We start from the raw sequence: 24,700 nt of genomic DNA on the forward strand, positions 1-24,700 counted from the left end.
GCTCACCCACCACGGGATTCATCCATAGCATGCCGGAAGGCCATGCAAAGGGTTGTAATTATGGGCAATTGGGACTAGCTCAGGCCTGTCAATCAGGCAGATTTGGATATGGATCAGACGGCTGCGCCCAAGGTCAGCTTCGTGTCGCTCGGGTGTCCCAAGGCATTGGTGGATTCCGAGCGCATCATCACGCGCCTGCGCGCCGAGGGCTACGAGCTCGCCCGCAAGCATGACGGGGCCGACATCGTCATCGTCAACACCTGCGGCTTTCTCGACAGCGCCAAGCAGGAATCGCTCTCGGCGATCGGCGAGGCCATGGCCGAGAACGGCAAGGTCATCGTGACGGGCTGCATGGGCGCCGAGCCGGAAGCGATCGAACAGGCCTATCCCGGCGTGCTCTCCATCACCGGCCCGCAGCAGTACGAAAGCGTGCTCGACGCCGTGCACCGCGCGCTGCCGCCCGCCCACAATCCGCATGTCGATCTGGTGCCGCCGCAGGGCATCAAGCTGACGCCACGGCATTACGCGTACCTGAAGATTTCGGAAGGCTGCAACAACCGCTGCACCTTCTGCATCATCCCCAAGCTGCGCGGCGATCTGGTCTCGCGCCCGGCCAATGACGTGCTGCGCGAGGCCGAACGCCTGGTCGGCGCGGGTGTGAAAGAGCTGCTGGTGATCTCCCAGGACACCTCGGCCTATGGCGTCGATCTCAAATATGCCGAGAGCCCATGGAAGGATCGCCAGGTCCGGGCCAAATTCCTCGATCTCGCGCGCGAGCTCGGCGAACTCGGGGCCTGGGTCCGGTTGCAATACGTCTACCCCTACCCGCATGTCGACGAGGTCATCGCGCTGATGAACGAGGGCAAGGTGTTGCCCTATCTCGACATCCCGTTCCAGCATGCGAGCCCCGAGGTGCTGAAGGCGATGAAGCGCCCGGCCGCGCAGGACAAGACGCTGGCGCGCATCAAGCGCTGGCGCGAGGAATGTCCCGATCTGGCGCTGCGCTCGACCTTCATCGTCGGCTTCCCCGGCGAGACCGACGCCGATTTCGAATACCTGCTCAATTGGCTGGATGAGGCCGAGATCGATCGTCTCGGCTGCTTCAAGTACGAGCCGGTCGCCGGCGCGACGGCGAACGCGATCGAGAATCCGGTACCCGAAGAGATCAAGCAGGAGCGCTACAACGCGCTGATGGCGCGACAGCAGAAGATCTCGGCGCGCAGGCTGAAGCGCAAGGTCGGTACGCGGCAGCAGATCATCATCGACGAGGTCGGCCCGACCGTGGCCAAGGGCCGTTCCAAGGCAGACGCGCCGGAGATCGACGGCGCGGTGTATCCGACGAGCCGCCGCCCCTTGCGCGTCGGCGAGATCGTCACGGCGAAGATCGAGCGCGCGGACCAATACGATCTGCACGGCAGCGTAGCGGGGTTCTGAAGGCGTTCCCTCGACCGTCTCAACTCACGGTCGCCCGATAAACGCCGTCCTCGCCGAAATGATACAGATGCTTGCCGCGGCCCTGCAATCGGCCGTGGGGCCGCGCTGAGCCGTTGGGCATCAACAGGCGTGCTCGCCCGACAAGGATCATCCCCTCTCGATCCAATCGTCCGATGTAGGCCACATCGGGTGGATCGTCGTATTGCCCTGAAAACAGAATCTCCGCCTCAGACATTGCGAAGGCGTGGCAGCCTCGGAGCTTCGTGCGCTTCGAGGTCAACTGAAATTCAGCGTCAATTCTGCAGATCGGGAAATCCGGGTAGGAGACAATGGCAGCCTCCGCTCCGGTTACGTTGAGCGCATAGCAATCATAAATCGCAGGGCCGGCATCGTTCGGAAACGCCCAAATCTTGTCCCCGATAGCCGAGAAGCAGAGTAGCCCGGCCTGCCCAACCGGCGCGGGGCCCGGATGTCCCCATCCATAATTTCCAAAAACACCCTCGTCGAAATACGCAATCCAGATCCGGCCGCGGTCATCAATCTGGAGATCGCTGATGCCGTCGCCGAGGAGAATGCGGTTCGCTTGCCCGGTATGAGGATCGAAGATGATTCCGTTCAGGTCGTAATCCGTCTCGGCCCGCCAGTTGCACCTGGTGGCGGCCAGCAAGAGCCGGCCGTCGGGAAACATATCCACTTTTGGGAATGCAAGATCGAGTGGCGGCAAATCAATCGTCTGGACCGATCCGTTGCTCTCCCTCAGAAGGCGAAATCGCTTTGGACCGTCCATTCTTGCCCGCGGAAACGAGCCGATGCCGCCATGATCGCTCTCGAACACTGCCTGACGTCCGGACTCCTCGACAAACAGAAACAGCCGCGACCGATCGCCCGTCACCCCGCTCACAGCGAGCGAGAACCCGGGAAGCGTCGGCGTGTCGCCAATCTTCTCGAATTGTACTGACCTGATCAATCGCGCCTCGGATGCCGCCAACTTGTCAAAGGCAGCATCACCAAGCGGACGTAAGACGCAAGGGCGAAACCGCAATGATCAGGCGTCCGCCGGGGCAAGGCACGTGCGGGAGGCCGCAATGCCCATGCTGCCGAGCAGAAAGAATGTTTGGAGCAAGCTCGTCATGTCGCCTCTCCCGACGCCTGCCGTCCGTCATGCGCGGAAAACACCTCCTTGGCGGCGAACAGCCCGTTCAGCGCCGCCGGGAAGCCCGCATAGACGGCCATTTGCATGATGATCTCAACGATCTCGGCGCGAGAGAGCCCGACGTTCAGACCCGCCTCGATATGCACTTTGAGCTGAGGCGCGGCGTTGCCGAGCGCCGTCAGCGCGGCGATCGTCGCGATCTCTCGGTCGCGCAGGCCGAGGTCCGGGCGGCAGTAAATGTCGCCGAACGGAAACTCGATCACGTATCGTGCGAAATCCGGAGCAATGTCGGCAAGCGAGGCGATGACCTTCTCGCCGGCACTGCCGTCAATGCGTGACAGGGCCCGCTGGCCGCGATCGAAGCGGCTTTCGGCTTGGGTTTGGGCGTGCGTCATTTTCCTTCGTCCTCTGTTCGTCGCCGGCATAGCCGGCGATCTTGGTATCAAGGACGAGTAGGCATTCCTGGAGTTCGGCAATCTGCGTGCGAACCTGTTCCCGGTGGACTTCTAGCATCTGCCGCCGGGTTGGCCCGGTCGCGTCGCCTTCGTCACGAAGCGCCGCATAACGCAACATGTCCCGGATCGGCATTCCCGTGGTCTTGAGCCGACCGAGGAATGCGATCCATGTGATGATCGAAGCGTCAAAGTCACGCTGGCCGGAGCGATCCCGGTCAGCGTATGGCAGCAGCCCGATGCGCTCATAGTAGCGCAGCGTGTGCGTCGACAGGCCGGTTCGTTTTGCGAGGTCGCCGATCTTCATGGGTGCCCGTTCTCGTACTGACGCACATACAGATACCCCTTCGAGCGCGCTCTAAGTCAAGGGGGATCGCAGGTGCCGTTCCCCGCGAAAGCATGTTGGCGCGTCAGCGGAAGATTTCACCGCGCCGGCTGGGCGGCAGCATCGCGGGACTCCCAGCTTCAATATCCCGCCAGCCATTTCGGCACCCAACGCTCAGGCCTAGGCGCGCGCGCGAGATCGGCTTTTGCCTCGGACAGCAGCGCCGGCTCGCCGGCGATGGTCGGGCGCACATCGTATTCGAAATTCGGCATAACGCGACCGTCGGCGTAAAGGCCGAATTTCATCGCGTACCATAGCCCGAGCTCGGGCTGGGCCTTGCGCATGTCCTCGCGCAGATCGCGCAGCAGGGATCTCGATCGAGGCGGCCTCCTCGAACGGCTGCGGCCCGCGCGACAGCACGCGCGCCTCGTACTGCTTGCCGACGATAGCGACCTCGAAATGCGTCTTGTCCCACGCGTTCTTGCCCTTCGGCAGATGTGCAGCCAGGCGCCAGCCGAGTTCAGCCATCAGGCGGTGATTGGCCCAATAGTCCTCGCGGTCGCGGCTCCATTTTTCCATGAAGCCGCGAAAATCCGGAAGCTCCGCTGCGCCGTCGTCGCACGCCGCCTTGTCGCCGGCCGGTTGTGCCGCCAGCCATTGCGCCAGCTCGACCGTCTGGCACTCGACCTCGTCATGCGGCTTGAGATCGCTCCACGCCTTGCCGAATTGCTGCGACGTCAGTTTTGCCAGCAAACCGTCAAGGCTCGGCGCCAGCAACTCGTAGTCGCCCTCGGAGCCCAGCCCCACGATCGGCGGATTGTCGCGATCCAGACCCGCGCCATACCAGCCGCCGACGGCCGAGGCCATCCGGCAACCGCATGAACAGCGAGAAGCTGTTGCGCAAGGGACTGCCGTCGAAGATCGGCGCGGAATCGGAGAACTGGCCTTGCAGGGAGAAGCAGCCGACGCTGCCCCACGGTCGCCCCTTCAGCCAATCGGCAAAGTCGACCAGCAGGGATGGCGCCTCGATGCCCGGCGGAAACGCGCCGCGAATGCTGTCGAAGTCTATCGGGTAAGGCGTCTCGGACAAGGGTTTAAAACTATCGGTTGGTCCCGCCCCTCTTGGTCGGTCCCGGACGAAATCCGGTTCGAGCCAATTTTCGCGCGTTGATCACAAACGCGCTAGAGGCATGAAAGTTTCCGTCGAAGGCGCGTTGAGATTCTGCGCCATGGGTCCGTTGAAGTTATCACAATTCTCTCATGCGTCGCGTGCGACGTCACGATGCCAGCAATGTGACACTATATTGCATTCACGCGGGGGTCACGGACTCGTCCTAACTCTCGCTCGCCTTTCAACGCGAGCGAGGAACGAGGATGAGCCACCTCTCGAACATGCTGCGCACGCAGCGCTTCGACGATTACCGCTTCTACCACCAGAGCACCGTCAACCAGACGCTGCACCTGATCAGTGCCGTGATCTTCCTCGGCTGCTATGCGCTGCTGTTCAAGGACCCGGCGCTTGCCGGCATCGTCGGCTGGCTCGCGATGCTGACGCGGCAGACCGGACATTTCTTCTTCGAGCCGAACGGCTACGACGCCGTCAACGACGTCAGCAACGACTACAAGGAAGCGGTCAAGGTCGGCTACAACCAGACCCGCAAGATCATCCTGCTGCTGGTCTGGGGCAGCGCGCCGATCGCGCTATACGCAGATCCGACGCTGTTCGGACTGTTCGATCTTCCCGCCGATCGCTTCGACTTCGTCCGCCATGTCGGCGCGCTCTGGCTTGCGATCGGCATCGGCGGTGGGTTTGCGCGCATGCTCCAGCTCTTCGTCACGCGCGACGTCACGACCGGCCTGGTGTGGGCGTTCAAGGTGCTGACCGATCCCTTCCACAACATCGCGCTGTACTGGAAATCGCCGCTCAAGCTGCTGCGCGGCGAGCTCATCGACAGCGCGATTGCCGATGCGGACTGGGGCGACGAGGACGCCGGGGAAGCCGCGCATCTGACCTGACCGATGCACGCCGCGCGGGTGTTTCGCAAAACGCCCGCTTGACAACCCCCGCCATTGGCATGTATTGCCGCGCCCCATGATCAACGCTCGGACCCATCAGCGCACCGAAATGCTCCGTCGTCGCTCCCGCGACGATGAGAGGGTGCGCCATGTCCGACGACGCCGCTGAAGCACTGAATTCAGCTTAAGTTTTCGAGAAAGGCCGCACCCGCAAGGTGCGGCCTTTCTGCTTTTCGCACCCCGATTCCACCCGCCTCCAGAGGAGTTCGACATGACCAACGCCACGCATCCTTATGACGCGCTGATGGACATCACCGCACGGCCCAAGGCCGTATTCGTCCGCGGCGCCGGCTCCTACCTCTGGGACGACAGCCGCAAGCGCTATCTCGATTTCGTCCAAGGCTGGGCCGTGAACTGCCTCGGCCATTCGCCGCCGGCGATCGCCGATGCGCTCACCGCCCAGTCCAAGCGGCTGCTGAACCCGAGCCCCGCCTTCTACAACGCGCCGAGCCTCAACCTCGCCAAGGCGCTGGTCGACAACAGTGCCTTCGACCAGGTGTTCTTCACCAATTCCGGCGCGGAAGCCAACGAGGGCGCGATCAAGCTCGCGCGGAAATATGGCAGCCTGCACAGGAACGGCGCGTTCGAGATCATCAGTTTCGAGGGCGGCTTCCACGGCCGGACGCTCGCGACGATGTCGGCGTCCGGCAAAAGGCGTTCGAGCCGTTGTTCGAGCCGAAGGTCGCCGGCTTCAAGAAGGCGAAGTTGAACGACATCGCCTCGGTCGAAAGCCTGATCAACGACAACACCGTCGCGGTGATGCTCGAGCCGATCCAGGGTGAATCGGGCGTGTGGCCGGCGACCGATCAGTTCCTGCAGCAGCTACGCGCGCTGACCGAGGCGCACGGCCTGCTGCTGATTTTCGACGAGATCCAGACCGGCATGGGCCGGACCGGCAAGCTGTTCCACTACGAGCACACCGGCATCGCGCCCGATATCATGACGCTCGGCAAGGGCATCGGCGGCGGCGTCCCGCTCGCGGCCCTGCTCGCGACCGAACGCGCCTCCTGCTTCGAGCATGGCGACCAGGGCGGCACGTTCAACGGCAACCCGATCATGTGCGCGGCAGGGCTCGCCGTGATGGAGCAGGTCAGCCAGGCGGACTTCCTGAAGACGGTCGCCGAGACGGGCCTGCTGCTCGAAAGCGAGTTGCAGAAGGTCTCGGCCCGGCACGGCCTCGGCGGCGTGCGCGGCCGCGGGCTGCTGCTCGCACTCGACCTCAAGCTGCCGATGGCGCCCGGGATTGTCGCGCAGGCGTTCGAGGCCGGCGTGCTCCTCAACGCGCCGCAGGTGGATACCTTGCGCTTCATGCCCGCGCTGAACGTCACCAAGGCAGAGATCGCCGAGATGATCGATTGTCTCGATACGATCTTGATCAAGGCCGGCGCGGCGAGACGCGTGGCGTAAACGAGGTGCAGGATGCCTGGCTCAGGGGATCACGGCACCGCGTCGCGTGCGCGCTCGCGGGACCACGATCATGCCTGGGCCAGGCCGGCGAGCCGTCGCATCTGGGGCGCGACGGCTCGGGCACGGCGTCACATGACGCGACGATGGTGGGGCATGTCGCGGAAAAGGCGAAATCTGTCCTTCAGGATTCTGCTCGCACTCGCAGGCCTCCCCGCGCAGGGCATCGATATCGCGGATACGAATGGCGCCGCGCCTCCCCTCGATGATACCTTTCGCCTCGAAATCGGAAAGGGCCTTCGACACGCTTGGGCGCCTCACGCCGAGAGCGGCCGCCATGACACCGTGCGTCACGGGAAGCCGGTCGCCCCCGATGCGATCCTGGGCGAGCAACATCCAGCGCGCTACGCGCTCGGGGATATCGTGTCTCGCGTTGCACAGGGCGATCTGCGCGTTCAGCGCAATCAGCAGCTGAACATATCCCAGCATGTGTTCGCGCGTCTCCGGGCTTTGATGCAGGATATCGCGGAACGCTGCGGCATCGATGCGTAGCGCAGTGCCGGGAACGCGGACGATGCTTCTCTGGACCGTCTGCGCCGCACCAAGCACCAGCGATACGCCGACGAAACCGAATTTCCCGACGACCGCCACCTCGACCAGACCGTCCTTCACCGTTCGCACCATACGCGAGACGACGCCGGACTCAATGAAATATGCGGCATCCGGGTGGCGCAAAGCGTCCTGGAGGATCTCGTTCCGCTTCAGCGAAACGGCTTTGAGATGCGGTCGAAGCAGTTCGAATTGCGGCTCGGGCAAGGTCGCGAGGATCGCATTCTGAACCATGGAAGGCGTTGCATGCGCCCCGCCGACAAGTTTCGATGAAACGAGATCGAACATGTCCTACACTGGCCCCAGTCTCGCAATCGGCAGGCGGTCGCTCGAAACGAACGACCATCGACCTGGCCGCAAACTAGCCTTCGGTCGCCGGACTGCATTGTGACATAGCAGCGCAGGCGCGATGCACGGAACCGCGGCGGGACCAAGAGCTCGCATCAACCGCCAACCCGTGTCATGGTCCGGGCTGCGCCCCTGAAGACGTCAAGGCAAGAATTCGTTCCCGCGTGCGGCTTCGCGCGGAATCGACCAGCATGGTGCCGGCCCAACGATAGACGTTGTTCTCCTTGACCTGCTGCCGCATCAGCTTCATCCGTTCGGCTTGCTCGTCCAGCGGCATGGTCATCGCACGCTTGATGGCGGCTGCAAGTTCTTCCGTGTCATAGGGGTTCACGATCAGGGCTTCCGACATCTCCCGCGAGGCCCCGGTAAAGCTGGAGAGAACGAGAACGCCGGCGTTGTCGTCACGGGAGCCGACAAATTCCTTGGCGACGAGATTCATGCCGTCGTGCAGGCTGCTGACCACACAGACATCGGCGGCCCGAAACAGCTTGAATACGTCGGACGATTCATAGTGGCGCGCTACCAGTCGAATCGGAGCCTGCCGGTCCGGATGGCGAGCATTGATCGCATCGGCGAGGCTTTCTGCCTCAGCCTGTAGCCTGGAATAAGTGTCGAGCTTGCTCCGCGTCGGGGCTGCAACTTGAACAAACACGAGCCGTCCTTCCCAGGAAGGATCAAGCGTCAAGAGCGCGTCGATCGCCCTCATACGATCAGGAATGCCCTTGGTGTAATCGAAGCGCTCGACGCCGACAACGAGCTTCGTTCCCTCGGCCAGATTGAACTCTCGGAAGACTTCGGCCCGACACGTCGCTCGTGCGGGCACGCTCGCGAGCGCGCTGGGAGGCCACTCGATCGAGATCGGGTAAGCGCGAATTCTGGTTTCGTGCCCGGCAAGGCTGACTGCCTGCACCTCGCGGTCGATCCGGCTCTCCACGAAGCGGTCGACGCACTCGACGAAATTGTTGCAGTGAAACTGGGTATGAAACCCGAGAATCGTGCTCCCCAACATCCCCTCGATGATCTCCCGCCGCCACGGGCAGATGCTGAACGTCTCGGCGTTGGGCCAGGGGATGTGCCAGAACGAGATGATCGTCGCCTTCGGCAGACGTTGACGAATCATCTTGGGGGCGAGTGCGAAATGATAGTCCTGTACGAGGACGACGGGATCTTCGGTTTGCGCCTCGGCGACGACAGCATCGGCGAAGCGCTGGTTGATCTCCCGATACATATGCCAGTCGCCGCTGCGAAAGACCGGGCGCACGAACACGATGTGACAGAGCGGCCACAACCCTTCGTTGGCGAAGCCGTAGTAATAGCCATCCTGCTCGGCTTCGGATATCCAGACACGCCGCAGCGCATAGCTGGGCGCACCTTCCGGAACGCCGATCCTGTCGTTCTCATCGACGGTTTCCCGGTCCGCACTTCCACTGCCGTGCGCAACCCAGGTGCCGCCGCAGGCCCGCATGATGGGCTCGAGAGCGGAGACCAGCCCGCTTGCCGGCCGCTGGACGACGATGCCGTGATCGGTCCGGTTGTGAATGTAGGGCTCGCGGTTCGCGAGGACCAGAACCTCGGCGCCCGGCAACACGCCATGGAGCAGGTCCTGAAGCGCTTTCGGCGTCCAGTCGATCTGGTGCGCCAGGCTGAAATCCTCGGTCCGCCGCAGCAGCTTGTGAATCTCGCGATCGAGCGCCGAACTGCTTGCCGGAGGACGTTTCCCCGCCGTCCCCAGACGAACCTCGTCGACCGCGCGCCTGAGCGAACTCATCCAGCTTCTGAGCATGAACACGGCAAAGATGATCGAGCCGACGGTCAGAACCAGAACGACGCCGGCCAGGGAGGCCAGCACATAGGACAGGACCTGGCTCGAGCGCGCACTGGCAAAGCTCAAATCGGTCAGGATCACGAGATAGGATCGGCCCCTGGAACCGTTGACAGGAAACGCCGCGACGAGAATTCGCCGCCCGCCGACGGCGATGTCCGCAAAGCTCTCGTTCTCCGATTTGGCGATCTTGTCGCAGCCGAAACTCGACGGCATTTCTGGCGTCGGCGCGACCAGCGCCCCCGCATGACTGCAAAAGCCGACCGCGAGAATCTTCTTGTCCTGCGCAACGCGCCCGAACAGATCGCTCAGGCGATCCCAGGACTGCTCCTCGATGTCCCGGTCGAGAAAGGGCTGGATCGCGTTGAAGACAAGCCGCGACCGCGCCTCCACATCGCTGCGCGACCATTGCTGAACGATCCCGCCCGTGAACGGCGAGATACCGAACGCAACGATCAGGGCGACGGCAATGCCGAACACGCCGAAGCGGAGAAAATCCCTGAAGCGGATCGGCATTCAACGCGACCGATTCTTGACGGTGATTGCGGCAATGATCAGTGCAAACATCGCGAGCCTCAGCAGATAGAATACCGGCTCGACCTCGTTCGAGACGTGAGTGAGCCCGAGTGCCGTACGCGAGACCGTGTCGATTGCGAACGCCAAGGCAAACAGCAGGAAGAACACGTCGGAAGTCTGGCGCCAGAATTTCACGAAAAAGAGTGTCGTCGCGAACGAAGCCATCGCCACCGCGCCGGATAGAACCGTAGACAGATTGCTCGTCATCATTCCGTGTCCCAGATCAATCCGTAGAGGAGCACCGTCATCGCGATCAGCGCAACGAACAGGCGCGGGGACGACAGGTCCACATCGGGCAAGACCACCTTGTCGAGCACGAGGACGACGTTGTTCGCCGCGAGCCCGACGAAACACAGGCCGCTCCACAGCAACAGCCGGTATTTGCTCTGGCGGTAGGCGCCGAGGAGCATCCCCGCGCAAACCGCCGATGTCGCCGCACACAGCCCGTAGATGAACGAGGACACGGTCACGACCCCTTTCGGAACTTGAACGCGTCGGCGAACGAGCCGATCCTGCGAGGTTTCGAGTGAACGAGGTTCGTGACTGGAATAAGGTGGCGCGAATACACGTCCGCCAGTTGCTCGATCAATACCCGGTTCTGCTCGGGCACACCTTCGAGGCGATAGATTTCATCGGCGCAGGACAGCAGCTCGGAGGCGCAAAGGCGGCTCAGAGCCTCGGCTGCTTCAGACTTGCTGATGTAAAGCCGCTCCGCGAGCCGCGTGGCGCTCCACTGCGATCGAGGATCGGATCGAATGAGAAGAAGCGCCTCGATCTGTGCCACGGAATCGATCCGCTCCAAAATGAAGCCGCGCAACTCCTCGGAAACGTACTGATCTGCCATTGCGAACGTGAAAGCATTGCGTTTCAAGACCAAAGGCGTAAGGCGCACGCCTGTCGACGGCCTCGGCCTAGTTCTTGGGCGAGTCCGAGGGCCTCTCGGTGTTGCACGCAAGACAAACTGATCGCACGACGATGCGCCCCGCAACCGCGCGCCTCTCGTGCAAATGCGGCGTCCGCGCTACGCACACAGCGCATTGCGCCTCAGGATGCCTGAATTCGGATTTTGCAGTGTTTGACATCTCGCCCCCGTGTCGGATCGTCGACATTCCAACCGCCACAAGCCGGATCGAATCGTGGCAGCCCCGCGAACTTGATGCGCCGAAAAAGCGAGCGCAATCGGGCATAGGACGCGATAGGTCCGCTACCGTACCGACAAATCGCCGTGTTGCAGGGGGCGGGCGCGGCGCCTCAGGGCTTCAGGATCGACGCGCCGGTCGTCTTGCGGCTTTCGAGATCGATATGCGCCTTCGCGGCGTCCTTGAGCGCGTAGGCGTGATTGATCGGCACGTGCAGCTTGCCGTTGATGACGGCGGAAAACAGCGTGTCGGCGCCTTCCAGCAGCTCCTTGCGCGTGCCGACGTAATCGTTGAGCTTCGGCCGCGTCGCAAACAGCGAACCGTGATTGTTGAGCTCGGCGATCGAGAACGGCGGCACTGGCCCCGAGGCATTGCCGAACGAGACGAACATGCCGCGCGGCTTGAGGCACGACAGCGAGCCCGGAAACGTCGCCTTGCCGACGCCGTCATACACGACATCGCAGCCCTCGTTGCGGCTGATCTGTTTGACGCGCGCGACGAAATCTTCTTCATTGTACAGGATGACGTGGTCGCAGCCATTGGCCTCCGCGAGCTCGGCCTTCTCGCGCGAACCGACGGTGCCGATGACATGCGCCCCGAGCGCCCTCGCCCATTGGCAGGCCAAGAGCCCGATGCCGCCGGCGGCGGCGTGGATCAGCACGCGGTGATGCGGCTCGACCTTGAAGGTCTTGTGCAGCAGATACCAGACGGTCAGACCCTTCAGCATCAGCACGGCGCCCTGCTCGTGGGTGATGTGATCGGGCAGCTTGACCAGCTTCTCCCAGGGGATGTTGCGCTCGCCGGCATAGGCACCGAGATTGTGGTAGTAGGCGACGCGGTCGCCGGGATGGAAATTGGTCACGCCCGGTCCCACCGCCATGACCTCGCCCGAGGCCTCGTTGCCGACGATGAAGGGCAGCCCCGCCGCCTTGTAGAGGCCGGTGCGATAGTAGACGTCGATGAAGTTCAGGCCGACCGCATGCTGGCGGATGCGCACTTCGCCGGGTCCGGGCGCCGGTACGTCGACGCTCTCATAGACCAGGGCTTCGGGGCCCCCAACCTTGTGTACACGGACGGCTTTGGTCATTGCCTGAGCTCCTTAAGTCTCGTTGCCGGTCTTGCGGCGGTTGCGCCTGGCCAGCACGTTGAAGAATTCCACTGCCGCCGAGAACGCGATCGCGAAATAAATGTAACCGCGCGGAATGTGGAATTTCAGTCCATCGGCCACCAGCGCGACGCCGATCAGAACCAGGAAGGCCAGCGCCAGCATCTTGGTGGTCGGATGCTCGGCCACGAACCGCGCCACCGGGCCGGACGAGACGTACATGACGGCGCAGGCGATCAGGACAGCGGCGATCATGATCTCGATCTCCTGCGCCATGCCGATCGCGGTGATGATCGAGTCCAGCGAGAACACGAGATCGATGACGATGATCTGGGCGATCACCAGCAAGAAGGCGTTTCGGCTGGAGGCGTGATCTTCCTTCGCATCGGGCGGCTCGACCGCTGCGTGGATCTCGTGCGTCGCCTTCGCGATCAGGAACAGGCCGCCGCCGATCAGGATGAGATCGCGCCAGGAGAAGTCATACCCCCCGAGCGAGAACACCGGCGCAGTCAGGCCGGTCAGCCAGAACAGAAGGCTGAGCAGAATGAGGCGGAAGACGAGCGCCAGCACCAGCCCGATCTTCCGGGCCCGGTTGGCCTGATCTGCCGGGAGGCGCGCAACCAGCACCGACAGGAAGATGACGTTGTCGATGCCGAGCACGATCTCGAGCGCGGTCAAGGTGAGCAGCGCGGCCCAGGCTTCCGGGCTGGTGAGCAGGTGCATCATGCGAAGGATCTTGCCAGACGGATCATGGCGTCGCTGAAGCTGATCCACAGCGCGATGGCGCAGAGCGCGACCGTCACGCCGGTGCCGACGCGAAAATCCATCTCCAGCGTGTAGAGGCCGAGCACCGCCCAGACCGCGATCAGCGACATCGTCAGCCAGCGCAGCCGCACGACGCGGACCGGATGCAACACATGGAACGGCACGAAGGTCAGCACCACCAGCGTCGCCACCAGCAGCGTCGACCACAGCGGCGGCCAGTGCAGCAGGAACAGGTAGAACGCCGCCGCATTCCACAGCGCCGGAAACCCGCGAAAATGATTGTCGTCCGCCTTCATGCGCAGATCGGCGAAATATAGTGCGCTGGTGACGATGATGGCGATGCCGAGCAGCGGCGCCGCCACCGGCAGCAGCAGGCCGCTCGCGACAATCGCATAGGCCGGCACGAACACATAGGTGACGAAGTCGACCACGAGATCGAGCACGTCGCCCGACCAGTTCGGCTGTACGTCCTTGACCTTCAGCAGCCGCGCGATCGGACCGTCGATGGCGTCGATGATCAGGGCGACGCCCAGCCACTGAAACATGCTCGCCCAATGCTCCCGCACGGCCTCCAGCATGGCCAGCAGCGCGATGGCCGCGCCGAAGGCGGTGAAGATATGCACCGAAAAGGCCGCGGCGCGGATCGCCGGTCTCGGCTTCAGGGAATCCTGCTGGGTATCCATCTCGGTATTCATGGTTCCTGCTATCAGAATGGCACCGGTTTGCACATAAGCCATTGCGGCGCTCCGTCGCACAATTCGGCGCAAAATCGCGGAAAAATAGGTGGGCTTGTATTTGCCGCGGGGCGTGTCCAATGTCGTTCCATGACAGACGTACCGACACTCTTTGACACGGCCGTGATCGGCGGCGGACCGGCAGGACTCGCGGCTGCGATCGCACTGGCGCAGGCTGGCGCGCGGACCGCGCTGGTGGCCCGGCGCGTGCCCTACGCCGACAACCGCACCACCGCGCTGCTGGGCGCCTCCGTCGATCTGCTGGAGAGCCTCGACGTCTGGCCGAGCTGCAAGGACAAGGCGGCCGCGCTCGAGGTCATGCGACTGGTCGACGATACCGGCCGGCTGTTCCGCAGCCCCGAGGTCCGGTTCTCCTGTCACGAGATCGCGCTCGACGCCTTCGGCTACAACATCGACAACCGCTCGCTGATGCTGGCGCTGGAAGAGCGCGCGGCCGAGTTTCCCGGGCTCGTGCGTTTCGACGACGAGGCCGAGAGCATCGTCATCGGCGCCGATGATGTCTCCATCCGCACGGCCTCCGCGCAATTCCTCTCGACCCGGCTCGTGGTCGGCGCCGACGGACGGCATTCGCTGTGCCGGGAAGCCGCCGGCATCGAGGTGACGCGGCGCGACCTGACGCAGACCGCGCTGACTTTCAACGTCGGCCACGCGCGCCCGCACCGCAATGTCTCCACCGAGTTCCACACGCCGCATGGCCCCTGCGTGTTCGTGCCCCTGCCCGGCGACCGCTCCAGCATCGTCTGGGTCTCTGCGCCCGCGGAGGCCGAGCGGCTTCGCGGCTTGAGCGACGCGGAACTGTCCGCCGCGATCGAGAAGCAGTCGCATTCCATTCTGGGACGCATGACGGTCGAGCCTGGCCGTCACCTGTTTCCGCTCGCGATCGAACGCCCCAAATCCTTCGGCCGCGACCGTATCGCACTGGTCGGTGAGGCCGCCCACGTGGTTCCGCCGATTGGCGCCCAGGGCCTCAATCTCGGCCTGCGCGACGCCGCCGATATTGCGAGACTGGCGGGCGAAGCCGTCGCCGCGGGACAGGATCCGGGTGCGGACGAGGTGCTCAAGCGCTACGACCGCGCGCGGCGCCCCGATATCCTGAGCCGCACGTTCGCGATCGACATCGCCAACCGCTCCCTGCTCAACGATTTCCTGCCGCTACAGCCGGTCCGCGCGATCGGCATGCACCTGCTCGGCGCCATCGGCCCGCTCCGGCGCTTTGCGATGCGGGAGGGCCTGACGCCGACGTGGCGACGTTAACTGGCGGCGCCAGCGGATAGCGCTCCTCAGGGAAACGCAAGCCGCCCCGTCTGCAGCAGCCACATCACGCTGGTCAGCGTGACCACCGACGCAAACGTCCCGAGCAGCACGGCAACGGAGGCGGATTCGATCCAGGCGTCGTTCTGCCGGGCAATCACGAACACGTTCAGCGCCGGCGGCAGCGAGGCCATCAGCACCGCGGTCGCGGCCCAGGGCTGCGCGAACGGACCGAACGCCAGCATCAGCCCGAACGCGGCAAGCGGATGAAACAGCAGCTTGATTGCAATCACGCCCGGCACCTCCCACGGCACCCGGTCGAACGGACGCAGCGCCACCGTCACGCCAAGCACGAACAGCGCGGTCGGCGCCGCCGCGTTCTGCAGAAAAGTGATGGTGCGATCGAGCGCGACCGGCATCTCGATGTGGAGCGACGCAAACGCCGCTCCAAAACAGGCCGACATGATCAGCGGGTTGAGCACGATCTGCTTCAGCACGACGCCGAAGGCATGAATGATCGAGGGATGATCGCGGTCGGAGAGCTCGATCAGCAGCGGCACGATCGTGAACAGGAAGATGCTGTCACAGCAGAAGATCAGCGCGGTCGGCGCCGACGCCTTGGTTCCGAGCACCGCGAGCGCGAGGCCCGGCCCCATATAGCCGATATTGCCGTAGCCGCCGGAGAGCCCGGCGAGCGTCGCCTCACGCAGCGTCAGGCGACCGAAAACCTTCCCCACGACCAGCGCCAGGGTGAACGCGGCAACCGTCGACAGCGTGGTCGCGACGAGGAACGGCGGGTTGTTCAGCTCCGAGAACGGCGTCTTCGACATGATCGCAAACAGCAGCGCCGGCAGCGACACGTAAAGCAGGAAGAAGTTCATCCAGGCGAGGCCTGATTCCGGCAGGGATTTGACCTTGCCGCAGGCGAAGCCGACAAAGATCAAGCCGAAATAAGGGAGCGCCAGATTGAGGATATCGGCCATTGGTGAAGTGTTTTCTGAAGACCTTGGGGCTATCTGCCCAGTAGCCGCGGGTTAATTCCAGACAAGGGCACTAGCATCGGCCACAATCCTGGTCTATCGACGGGAAATGATTAAAGCGCGGACCGCGAAATTCCAGATCGGACAGGTCGTTCGCCACCGGATCTTCTCGTTCCGGGGGTGATCTTCGACATCGATCCGGAATTCAACAACACCGAGGAATGGTGGCTGTCGATCCCCGAGGAGGTGCGGCCCCACAAGGACCAGCCGTTCTACCACCTGCTCGCGGAGAATGCCGAGTCGGAATACGTCGCCTACGTCTCCGAGCAGAACCTGCTGCCGGACGATTCCGGCGAGCCGATCCGGCATTCCCAGGTCGCCGAGATCTTCATCAAGGACAAGACCGGCGGCTACCGGCCGCGCAATCCGTCCCTCAACTGAGTTTCGCCGCCAACGAGCGGCCAGCAAAAAAGGCGCTCAAACCGAGCGCCTTTTTCATGTCCGGGATTTGGTCCCGATTACTTCTGGCCGGCCGGAGCTGCGCCGGGCGCACCGCCGCTCTGCTCGAGCTTCTTGCGCTGTTCGTCGGCCTTCTTCTGAAGCTCTTCCTGGAGCTTCTTCTGGGTTTCCTCGAACACCTTCGGATCGGTCGGCGGACCGTCATAGGCCTTCTGGAATTCGCCGGCGAGCGGCAGCGGCAGGGTCAGGGGCGCGCCGTTGGCATTGATCGCCTGGACGACGAGATTCTGGCCCTTCTTCATGCTGTTGATGAACTCGGGCGTGGCCTCGTAATCCGACATGCAGCCGTTCTGGAAGCAGATCACATAGGGGCTCTGCAGCGGCGCGTTGTTGTCCACGATGATGCGGGTGCCGTGCACGAGCTGCATGCCGAGCGGCAGCGTCACGCGCAGGATCTTCTTGGGCTCGCCTTCCGGCTCGATGATGACCGCCGCGATGACCGGCTGGCCCGACTCGATGCGGCCGTCCTTGCCGGTGAAGCAGACCTGCTTGGCGTTGGCGTCCTGGCCCTTGAGGCAGAACTTGGTCCAGGGGGCGTAGATCAGCTGGATCTGCTGATCAGCCGGCTGGGCCGCGCCCTGCTGCGCCGGAGCGCCCGCAGCGGGAGGCTGAGCGGGCGCCTGGGCCGCCGGCGCCTTCGGAGCTGCCTTGGGAGCGGCTTTCGGGGCCGCCTTGGGTGCACCGGGGGCCGGCGCCGGGTTCTGGGCCTCGGCGGCAAACGGAGCGGCCAACACCGTCGCCGTCAACAAGGCGATAAGTCGCCCGCGCGGCCGGACGGACGCGGCCAAGTAACGGAAATTCATTGCGGAAAACCCTTTCTGAACGGGAAGCGCCCGAACCGCTCCGAGGAACCGAACCTAGCCGCTGGGCGCGGCTGTCTCCCCGTCAATTGAGGCGGATAGTTGACCGGCTCGGCGCTCCTGCGCGATTGCCCGCCTTCTTAGCGTGGTCGACGGAAAGATCAATGCCGACAACCGTTTTTGACGCCATCCGGGCCTGCTCCCGGTGAAAATCCCTGTGATAGGATTCAGGCCTCGCCGGTGTTCGAATCAACGTGTGCCGATGTTCATGTTCCAGCGCCCTTTCGAGGGCTCCGGCGTCCGTCTCTGCGCGTTCGCGCTGGCGGTCGCGTTGTCGGCAAGCGCAGCGCGGGCCGAGCAAACCCATGCCATCGCCATGCACGGCAAGCCGGCGATGCCGGCCGACTTCACCCACATGCCCTACACCAATCCCGACGCCCCCAAGGGTGGCCGGCTGACCTGGGGCATTCTCGGCACCTTCGACAGCCTCAATCCTCTCATCGTCAAGGGATTGGCGGTGCAGCAGACGCGAAACTACGTGGTCGAGAGCCTGCTCGCACGCGGCCAGGATGAGGCCTTCACGCTCTACGGCCTGCTCGCCCGAACCGTTGAGACCGACGACGAGCGGAGCTACGTCACCTTCCGCCTCGATCCCCGGGCCCGCTTCTCCGACGGCAAGCAGGTCACGGCCGAGGACGTGCTGTTCTCCTGGCAGCTGCTGCGCGATCACGGCCGCCCCAACCACCGGCAATATTACGCCAAGGTCGTCAAGGCTGAGGCGCTCGACCCCCTCACCGTCCGCTTCGACCTCACCGGGGCCAACGACCGCGAACTGCCGCTGATCCTTGGCCTGATGCCGATCCTGCCGAAGCATGCCGTCGATGTCGCGACCTTCGAAGAGACCACGCTGACGGCCCCCATCGGCTCGGGCCCCTATCGCGTCACGGCGGTGAAGCCCGGCGCCAGCGTGACCCTCACCCGCAATCCCGATTATTGGGCGCGCGATTTGCCGATCAATCGCGGGCTCTACAATTTCGACGAGATCAGGCTCGATTATTTTCGCGAGGCCAACGGCCAGTTCGAAGCCTTCAAGCGCGGCCTCTATGATTTCCGCGTCGAGCACGAGCCGCTGCGCTGGCACGACGGCTACGATTTTCCGGCCGCGAAAAGCGGCGAGGTGATCCGCGACACCATCAGGCCGGGCGTCCCGCAACCGTCCGAATTCCTGGTGTTCAACACGCGCCGTCCGATCTTCTCCGACATCCGCGTGCGCCAGGCGCTGACGCTGCTGTTCGATTTCGAGCTGGTCAACCGCAACTACTTCTTCGGACTCTATGCGCGCGTCGCCGGTTATTTTGCCGGCTCGGACCTCTCGGCCTATGGCAGACCCGCGGATGCGCGCGAGCGAGAGCTGTTGAAACCCTTTGCTGCGCAGATCCCGCCCGACATCATGGATGGCAGCTACCACCTGCCGGTGACCGACGGCTCCGGCCGCGACCGCACCACGCTGCGGGCGGCTCTGAAGCTGTTGTCGGAAGCCGGCTATGATCTCGATGGCACCGTGCTGCGCAACCGCGCGACCAAGGTCCCGTTCAGCTTCGAGATGCTGGTCACGACCCGCGATCAGGAACGCATCGCGCTCGCGTTCCAGCGCGACCTCAGGCGCGCCGGCATCGAGCCGAGCGTGCGGACGGTCGACCCCGTTCAGTTCGACCAGCGCCGGCTCAGTTATGAATTCGACATGATCCAGAACCGCTGGGATCAGTCGCTGTCGCCCGGCAACGAGCAATATTTCTATTGGGGCAGCGCGGCCGCGGACAATCCGGGCACCCGCAACTACATGGGTGCGAGGGATCCGGCCGTCGATGCCATGATCGGCGCCCTGCTCGAGGCCCGTGATCATACGGACTTCGTCTCGGCGGTCCGGTCGCTCGACCGCGTCTTGATCTCCGGTTTCTACACAATCCCGCTGTTTAACGTATCCGAGCAATGGATCGCGCGCTGGAATCGGATAGAACGACCAAAGGCCACCGCGCTGTCCGGCTACCTGCCGGAGACCTGGTGGTCGCAGCAGCAAGCGAAGTGACGCCGTGAACCAGCCAGCGCCAGCCGTATCGCCGACACTCGACACGCTGTTTCAGCGCACGCTGATGCGGCAGCCGCACGCGCCCGCTTTGCTCGACCCCCTCAACAAGGCCCGCGTGACCGGCCATCAGCCGCGGCGGATGACCTATGCCGAGGCCGACACCGCCATCGAGGCGCTGTCGGCGCATTTCGTCGAATCGGGGCTGCCGGCCAATTCCGTCATCGCGATCCAGTTGCCGAATACGGTCGAGTTCGTGCTGACCGTGCTGGCCGCCCATCGCGCAGGGCTCGTCGTCGCCGTGCTGCCCCTGCTTTGGCGCCATGCCGAACTGACCGCGGCGCTCAACCGCACCGCAGCGCGCGCCATCGTCACCATGAGCAAGGTCGACGGCGTCAGCTATGCCGACCTCGCGATGCATGCCGCGGCCGAAGCCTTCTCGATTCGATATGTCTGCGGCTTCGGCACCGACCTGCCCGAAGGCATGGCCTCGCTCGATGACGTGCTGGCGCGCCCGCCGGGCGCCGCGCGCGCCGTGATCCAGGATGGCCGCAAGGCGGCGATGATCTCGTTCGACGTCACCGCGGAGGGTTTTCGCCCGGTGCCGCGGCCGCATTTCAGCCTGATCGCCGGCGGCCTTGCGATGTCGCTCGAAGCCGACATCAGGCAGGGCGCGACGGTGATGGCGGCGTTCACGCCGATGTCGTTCGCCGGCCTCGCCTCCTCGCTCGCGGTGTGGCTGCTGTGCGGCGGCGCGCTGGCGCTGCATCATCCGTTCGAGAACGACGTGCTGGAGCAGCAGATCAACGCGCATGAATGCGAGGTGCTGATCGCGCCGGCGCAACTCGCGCTGCGGCTCGGCGATTCCAACCTCGCGGCGCGGCTGCCGAGCTTGCGCAACGTCATCGGCCTGTGGCGTGCGCCCGAGCAGGTGGCCACGAGCGAGGCCTGGACCTCGCCGCATGCGCCGCTGACCGACGTCTATCTGTTCGGCGAGGCTGGCCTGTTCGGCGCCCGTCGGGGCGAGGACGGCATGCCGGTGCCCGTCATGCCCGGCCCGCACGGCGCCCCGCGCGAGCAGTCGGGCTCCTCCATCGCAGGCGAGATCCTGGTGACGCCCAAGGGCACGCTCGGCTTGCGCGGGCCGATGGCGCCGATTGCGGCCTATGCCCCGCCGCAACCGGTCGGCGACGCCCTGATCGCGCAGCCGCCGCGCGACTATGTCGACACCGGCTACGCCGCGCGGATCGACCGTGCCAGCGGTGCGATCTGCATCACGGCGCCGCCCTCCGGCATCATGGCCGTCGGCGGCTACCGCTTCCTCTCCAATGACCTCCAGGAATGGGCGCGGCGGCTCGGCCAGGGCGCCCTGCTCACCGCGCTGCCGGATCGGCTCTCGGGTCACAGGCTGGCAGGCCGGGCCCAGGACAATGCCCGCGCTCGCGAAGCGCTCAGCGAACTCGGGCTTAACCCCTGATGGTCGAGGCTTTTCGCGACCGCTCCGGGGCGATCTAGGCACAGTTTTGACTGATGCATTGACGCAGCATTAAGGCCGCCGGACTAGATTGCGCAGCATCTGTTGCGTGGTCAGAGTGTGAGATGTCCCAGGCGGGCCCGATCCTGTTTGTGTCCGATGCCGAACGGCCGGCCTTCATTGCGGCGCTGGGCGAGGCGCGCCTCTTTCCCGTGGTCGACAGCGACTGGGCCAGCGCGGCGCGCGCCGTCGAGCAGGTGCAGCCCGCCGTGGTTCTCGCGGCGATGTCCGGCGAACACGAGCCGCACATGGCGGCGCTCGCGGCGAAGATCGCGGACCAATCGCCTTACCTGCCCTTCGTGGCCCTCGATGCAGCAGGCACGCTGCCGCACAACGCCCTGCCCTTTTCTACGTCCTCGCGCAGTGGAAATTCCGACCGCCTGATCGCACGGCTCCGCGCTGCACTGCGCGTCCGCACCCTTCATGCCACCGTGATGCGCCGGCTGCCGGAGACGAAGGTCGTGCTGCCGGAGGGCGATCCCGTGCGCGATGCCACCGTGCTCCTGATCGGCCGCGGTTCGGCTTATCCCGCGCTTTCCGTCGCACTCGGCGAGCGCGTCGGCGTCGTCGGCGCGCTCTCCATCGAGGCCGCAGCAAAGCATCTCAACACCCGCGACATCGACGGCGTCGTGCTCGCCGAAGGTTTTACCGCGCGCGTCACCGATGCCTTCCTCACGGTGCTCGCCGAGGACACCCGCTTCCGCAACCTGCCCGTGGTGGTCACCGCACACCAGCTCGCGCAGAGCTATGACCTGCCCAATCTCGAGCTGATCCCGGGCGAGCCGGCGAAGGTCGCCGCCAATGCGCTGCCGCTGATCCGCCAGCGCGCCATGGAAGGCCAGATGAGCCGCACCCTGCGCTCGATCGATGCCGGCGGCTGGCTCGATCCGCGCAGCGGCCTGCTCACGGTGGAAGCCTTCGCCCGCGATTTCGCCAAGGCGGTCGAGCAGACGCTCGCCCGCGGCGGCGGCCTCTCGGTCGCGCGCTTCGCCTTCGACCCCGGCAATTCCCGCGCCCAGCTCGATGCCGCGCGCATCCTGAGCCGCCTGATGCGGCAGATGGATTTCGGCGCAGCGCAGAAGGACGGCTCGGTGATCGTGGTGTTCGCGGAAACCGACTTCCGCACGGCGCACATGATTGCCCGCCGCCTCTCCGCGGTGATGCGGCACACCTCGAACGGCAAGCACGAGATGCGCAGCGATCCCGTCGTCAGCGTGGATTCGCTGTCGCCTTCGGACACGGCAAGGTCGCTGCTGGCGCGGCTGTCGGCCGATGCGTCGCGGGCGGCGTCGTAATCGTCTTCACCTGATTTTGCGGACCACCCTTGGCGGGAGTTCGATCCCCCTGTGATTCGAAAAATCGGAAAACAACCCCATGCAAAGTAGCTGTCAACTGTCGAAGCAATGACTTGCGGATTTTTCGAACTTACTTGACCCGTCGGGCAAAACACTGGCATATTGGCATCATCGAAAAATGTTCGTCAGCCCGCGCGGAGAAATCCGCCGCGGGCTTTTTCATTTGCGCAGGAGATTTTTCATGCCGACCATTGAGAAAAGACCACTTCCGCCGATCGGGGCCGGGTCTGTCACGATCAGTCCGTCAGACAAGGACGAAATTATGAGTCGCGCGCGCGACGTCATCGATCATTACATGTCCGGCGAAGGCTCATGGTGGGACGAGGGACCGAGAAAATCTGCCCACGAGACCATCGACGATCTCAAGAGATTTAAGGACAGCGTTCTCGCGACCGAACAATATCTCGATGACCCCAGCTCAGTATGGCCTTCTGTCAAAGAAATGATTGACTCCGCCATCGAACAGACCGGTCAGGCAATCCCGAATCTAGAAAATAACAGCGCCAGTGAAATCCGTCCCGTCGATCCGAGGGATCTCGATCAACCGGGCCGTCCCACCCATCCTCGCTCCACCAACAAATGGCAGAGTGAGGATCCTTGCGGCACCGACCAACCAGGACCTGCGCGTAACGCCTAACACAACTCAGTCAAACCGTTCTCTCGTTGCACCGCAGATCCCCAAAGTGTCCCGTCCGAATGACCCCGACATCCGGATTCTCCGTCGCGTCGTCAGGGACTGAATTGGCTTCGTCAGTTGATGAAAGGCGTTCCGGCGGCATAGCAGCACGCTCCCCCAGAACACACACACAAGATGTTCTTGATGTGTTCAGGGTCATGCGGCTACAATCTTCATAAGAGAACAGCGCGGAATGGTCGGAGGCGGCGACATGTTTCGGTGGATTTCAAAGCTGATGCAATTCGCGGCGACTTGCATGGTCGCGATCCAGGTGATGGCATCTCCCGCCTGCGCGAAAAACTACGTGCTGGATTACCGCATCGAAACACCGATGAACGACGATGTTGGTTCGACCTCCTGCGCCTATGGCGTATGCCGTGTCGAGATCAAGAAGCTGAACGTCACGCTCATCATTTCCCTGTCCCGCGATGATCCCCGCCACGCGCGCATCGAAATCGAAGGCAGGCCCGGTTGTTGCTTCTTCGAGCTCGGAGCGCAATCGCAGCGGATCGTGCTCGATGACGATCCGCCGCAAAGCCTTCGCTTTTTTGCCGGGGTCGCGGCGCGGGGCCTCTTGCTGGTCCAGAATGAGCCGGCAGGAATCCTCTCCCTGAGATTCCGCCTCGACTGATCAGCCGGGCCGCGCAACAACCACCGTCATTGCGAGTTGGGACCGGCCTCAAGGGGCCGACGCGCGCTGAATGAAACGACGTTTTGCGATGCAAATAGTATCAATGGGTTTGGTCGACGTTTCTTCCTAGCGCAGCGACCTGTTCGCCGAAGCCTTCGGCGAAGGTGGAAGCAATCCAGAACTCTCTCCGTGGAAAGTTCTTGATTGCTTCGTCGCAAGGGCCCCTCGCAATGACGGGGCGAGAGCCATGCCCTACGTCGCCTTCTTGCTCTGCGCGAGTTGCGTCAGCTGCCGCTTGAGCTCTCGCTCGGTGGGCCGGGGACAGTTGCGCATGCTGCTCCCTCTCGGGGGCTTAGCGAACCGGCGCGGTGATCCCGGGCGCTGGATCGGCGACAGCCGTTCCCGACAGTTGCGGCGACTCATCGTCCGACTGCGTGTTGCGGACCGCCTCGGTCAGCATCAGGCGCAGCTCAGCCTTCGTCATGGGTGCTTGTCGCGTGGTCGATTTCTGCCAATTTGCCATGGAGTCCATATGGGGACGATCGTGGCGAAATGCCACCATTCCCCGTTGTTATTCGCAATCAGTAGCAGAAGACGCAAAAAACCCGCGGCCGGTGAACGGTCGCGGGTCAAGAGATCCGAAGCTCTGCCAGTACATCCGTGGTCAAAGCGACGTCATGGAGATTGCAGCAGCCTAGTCGGCCCGCAGATTCTCAGCAGCAGACTTGCCGGTGCGGCGATCTGCGACGATTTCGAAAGAAACCTTCTGGCCCTCGTTGAGGGTGGTCATGCCGGCGCGTTCAACGGCGCTGATATGAACGAAAACGTCCTGGCTGCCCTGGTCCGGCTGAATGAATCCGAAACCCTTTTGGCTGTTAAACCACTTCACAGTTCCCGTCGTCATGGGG

At 63.8% G+C, this 24,700-nt stretch carries 23 protein-coding genes and 3 pseudogenes; 10 read left to right on the forward strand and 16 right to left on the reverse strand.

The features are described 5' to 3' along the window. Positions 1-108: 108 nt before the first annotated feature. Positions 109-1,434 carry a 30S ribosomal protein S12 methylthiotransferase RimO gene (gene rimO / locus ACQ86E_RS31900; RefSeq protein WP_431203331.1) on the forward strand — a complete coding sequence of 442 codons (1,326 nt, stop codon included), beginning with the start codon at positions 109-111 and terminating at the stop codon, positions 1,432-1,434. 19 nt (positions 1,435-1,453) lie between these two features. Here rimO and ACQ86E_RS31905 read toward each other — a convergent pair whose 3' ends face one another. The 4 genes from ACQ86E_RS31905 to ACQ86E_RS31920 form a co-directional block, all read right to left on the reverse strand. Next, the gene (locus ACQ86E_RS31905) at positions 1,454-2,401 is read right to left on the reverse strand and encodes a hypothetical protein (protein ID WP_431203332.1); all 948 of its coding nucleotides are present in this window, start codon (positions 2,399-2,401) and stop codon (positions 1,454-1,456) included. A 161-nt stretch (positions 2,402-2,562) separates the two neighbouring features. Continuing rightward, a complete protein-coding gene (locus ACQ86E_RS31910) occupies positions 2,563-2,982 on the reverse strand; it encodes a carboxymuconolactone decarboxylase family protein (protein WP_431206619.1) in 420 nt (139 codons plus the stop codon). After that, positions 2,915-3,346, reverse strand: a complete 432-nt coding sequence (locus ACQ86E_RS31915; protein WP_431203333.1) for a MerR family transcriptional regulator — start codon at positions 3,344-3,346, stop codon at positions 2,915-2,917. Before ACQ86E_RS31915 ends, ACQ86E_RS31910 begins: the two co-directional genes overlap by 68 nt. Positions 3,347-3,544: 198 nt before the next feature. Continuing rightward, positions 3,545-4,231 carry a hypothetical protein gene (locus tag ACQ86E_RS31920; protein WP_431203334.1) on the reverse strand — a complete coding sequence of 229 codons (687 nt, stop codon included), beginning with the start codon at positions 4,229-4,231 and terminating at the stop codon, positions 3,545-3,547. Between the two features lie 507 nt (positions 4,232-4,738). On the opposite strand from ACQ86E_RS31920, the gene ACQ86E_RS31925 reads away from it, so the two are divergent. Then, entirely contained in the window at positions 4,739-5,380 is a 642-nt protein-coding gene (locus ACQ86E_RS31925) for a hypothetical protein (protein ID WP_431203335.1), read from the forward strand. 271 nt (positions 5,381-5,651) lie between these two features. Beyond that, a pseudogene (locus ACQ86E_RS31930) lies at positions 5,652-6,847 on the forward strand (acetylornithine transaminase). Between the two features lie 21 nt (positions 6,848-6,868). Here ACQ86E_RS31930 and ACQ86E_RS31935 read toward each other — a convergent pair. From ACQ86E_RS31935 to pcsA, 8 genes are all read right to left on the reverse strand, one after another. Then, the gene (locus tag ACQ86E_RS31935; RefSeq protein ID WP_431203336.1) at positions 6,869-7,741 is read right to left on the reverse strand and encodes a Crp/Fnr family transcriptional regulator; all 873 of its coding nucleotides are present in this window, start codon (positions 7,739-7,741) and stop codon (positions 6,869-6,871) included. 172 nt (positions 7,742-7,913) lie between these two features. Next, positions 7,914-10,139, reverse strand: a complete 2,226-nt coding sequence (locus tag ACQ86E_RS31940) for an alpha,alpha-trehalose-phosphate synthase (UDP-forming) (protein ID WP_431203337.1) — start codon at positions 10,137-10,139, stop codon at positions 7,914-7,916. Continuing rightward, complete coding sequence (locus ACQ86E_RS31945; RefSeq protein WP_431203338.1) at positions 10,140-10,409, reverse strand: DUF5985 family protein; 270 nt, start codon at positions 10,407-10,409, stop codon at positions 10,140-10,142. Beyond that, positions 10,406-10,663: a DUF5985 family protein gene (locus ACQ86E_RS31950; RefSeq protein ID WP_431203339.1), complete on the reverse strand. Its 258-nt coding sequence runs from the start codon at positions 10,661-10,663 to the stop codon at positions 10,406-10,408. Before ACQ86E_RS31950 ends, ACQ86E_RS31945 begins: the two co-directional genes overlap by 4 nt. A 2-nt stretch (positions 10,664-10,665) precedes the next feature. Next, the gene (locus ACQ86E_RS31955) at positions 10,666-11,043 is read right to left on the reverse strand and encodes a hypothetical protein (RefSeq protein ID WP_431203340.1); all 378 of its coding nucleotides are present in this window, start codon (positions 11,041-11,043) and stop codon (positions 10,666-10,668) included. 407 nt (positions 11,044-11,450) lie between these two features. Then, positions 11,451-12,425, reverse strand: coding sequence for a quinone oxidoreductase family protein (locus tag ACQ86E_RS31960; RefSeq protein WP_431203341.1), 975 nt, complete (start codon positions 12,423-12,425; stop codon positions 11,451-11,453). Positions 12,426-12,437: 12 nt separating this feature from the next. After that, positions 12,438-13,169: a TerC family protein gene (locus tag ACQ86E_RS31965; RefSeq protein ID WP_431203342.1), complete on the reverse strand. Its 732-nt coding sequence runs from the start codon at positions 13,167-13,169 to the stop codon at positions 12,438-12,440. After that, complete coding sequence (gene pcsA, locus ACQ86E_RS31970) at positions 13,166-13,945, reverse strand: phosphatidylcholine synthase (RefSeq protein WP_431203343.1); 780 nt, start codon at positions 13,943-13,945, stop codon at positions 13,166-13,168. Before pcsA ends, ACQ86E_RS31965 begins: the two co-directional genes overlap by 4 nt. A gap of 87 nt (positions 13,946-14,032) precedes the next feature. On the opposite strand from pcsA, the gene ACQ86E_RS31975 reads away from it, so the two are divergent. Further along, positions 14,033-15,217, forward strand: a complete 1,185-nt coding sequence (locus tag ACQ86E_RS31975; RefSeq protein WP_431203344.1) for a UbiH/UbiF family hydroxylase — start codon at positions 14,033-14,035, stop codon at positions 15,215-15,217. 26 nt (positions 15,218-15,243) lie between these two features. Here the strand turns inward: ACQ86E_RS31975 and ACQ86E_RS31980 are convergent, their stop codons facing one another. Then, positions 15,244-16,197: an AEC family transporter gene (locus tag ACQ86E_RS31980; RefSeq protein WP_015686014.1), complete on the reverse strand. Its 954-nt coding sequence runs from the start codon at positions 16,195-16,197 to the stop codon at positions 15,244-15,246. A 106-nt stretch (positions 16,198-16,303) separates the two neighbouring features. Here ACQ86E_RS31980 and hspQ point away from each other — a divergent pair. Continuing rightward, a pseudogene (gene hspQ / locus ACQ86E_RS31985) lies at positions 16,304-16,635 on the forward strand (heat shock protein HspQ). A 77-nt stretch (positions 16,636-16,712) separates the two neighbouring features. On the opposite strand, the gene ACQ86E_RS31990 reads toward hspQ, so the two are convergent. Continuing rightward, positions 16,713-17,516: an invasion associated locus B family protein gene (locus ACQ86E_RS31990; protein ID WP_431203345.1), complete on the reverse strand. Its 804-nt coding sequence runs from the start codon at positions 17,514-17,516 to the stop codon at positions 16,713-16,715. A gap of 259 nt (positions 17,517-17,775) precedes the next feature. Between ACQ86E_RS31990 and ACQ86E_RS31995 the strand changes: the two genes are divergently transcribed. The 5 genes and pseudogenes from ACQ86E_RS31995 to ACQ86E_RS32015 all read left to right on the forward strand — a co-directional run bounded on the left by ACQ86E_RS31995 (position 17,776) and on the right by ACQ86E_RS32015 (position 23,792). Continuing rightward, on the forward strand, positions 17,776-19,599 hold the full coding sequence (locus tag ACQ86E_RS31995; protein WP_431206620.1) for an extracellular solute-binding protein: 1,824 nt from the start codon (positions 17,776-17,778) through the stop codon (positions 19,597-19,599). 4 nt (positions 19,600-19,603) lie between these two features. Continuing rightward, positions 19,604-21,111, forward strand: a pseudogene (locus ACQ86E_RS32000) (AMP-binding protein). Positions 21,112-21,195: 84 nt separating this feature from the next. After that, positions 21,196-22,425 (forward strand): GGDEF domain-containing protein, encoded by a 1,230-nt coding sequence (locus ACQ86E_RS32005; protein WP_431203346.1) that lies wholly within the window; start codon positions 21,196-21,198, stop codon positions 22,423-22,425. Between the two features lie 241 nt (positions 22,426-22,666). After that, complete coding sequence (locus ACQ86E_RS32010) at positions 22,667-23,122, forward strand: hypothetical protein (RefSeq protein WP_431203347.1); 456 nt, start codon at positions 22,667-22,669, stop codon at positions 23,120-23,122. 295 nt (positions 23,123-23,417) lie between these two features. Then, positions 23,418-23,792 (forward strand): hypothetical protein, encoded by a 375-nt coding sequence (locus ACQ86E_RS32015; protein WP_431203348.1) that lies wholly within the window; start codon positions 23,418-23,420, stop codon positions 23,790-23,792. A 352-nt stretch (positions 23,793-24,144) separates the two neighbouring features. On the opposite strand, the gene ACQ86E_RS32020 is transcribed toward ACQ86E_RS32015, so the two are convergent. Beyond that, complete coding sequence (locus ACQ86E_RS32020; protein WP_431203349.1) at positions 24,145-24,276, reverse strand: hypothetical protein; 132 nt, start codon at positions 24,274-24,276, stop codon at positions 24,145-24,147. 210 nt (positions 24,277-24,486) lie between these two features. Next, the gene (locus tag ACQ86E_RS32025) at positions 24,487-24,696 is read right to left on the reverse strand and encodes a cold-shock protein (RefSeq protein WP_431203350.1); all 210 of its coding nucleotides are present in this window, start codon (positions 24,694-24,696) and stop codon (positions 24,487-24,489) included. Positions 24,697-24,700 lie beyond the last annotated feature (4 nt).

This window comes from Bradyrhizobium betae (genome assembly GCF_050632175.1).
GTDB lineage: Bacteria > Pseudomonadota > Alphaproteobacteria > Rhizobiales > Xanthobacteraceae > Bradyrhizobium > Bradyrhizobium betae_B.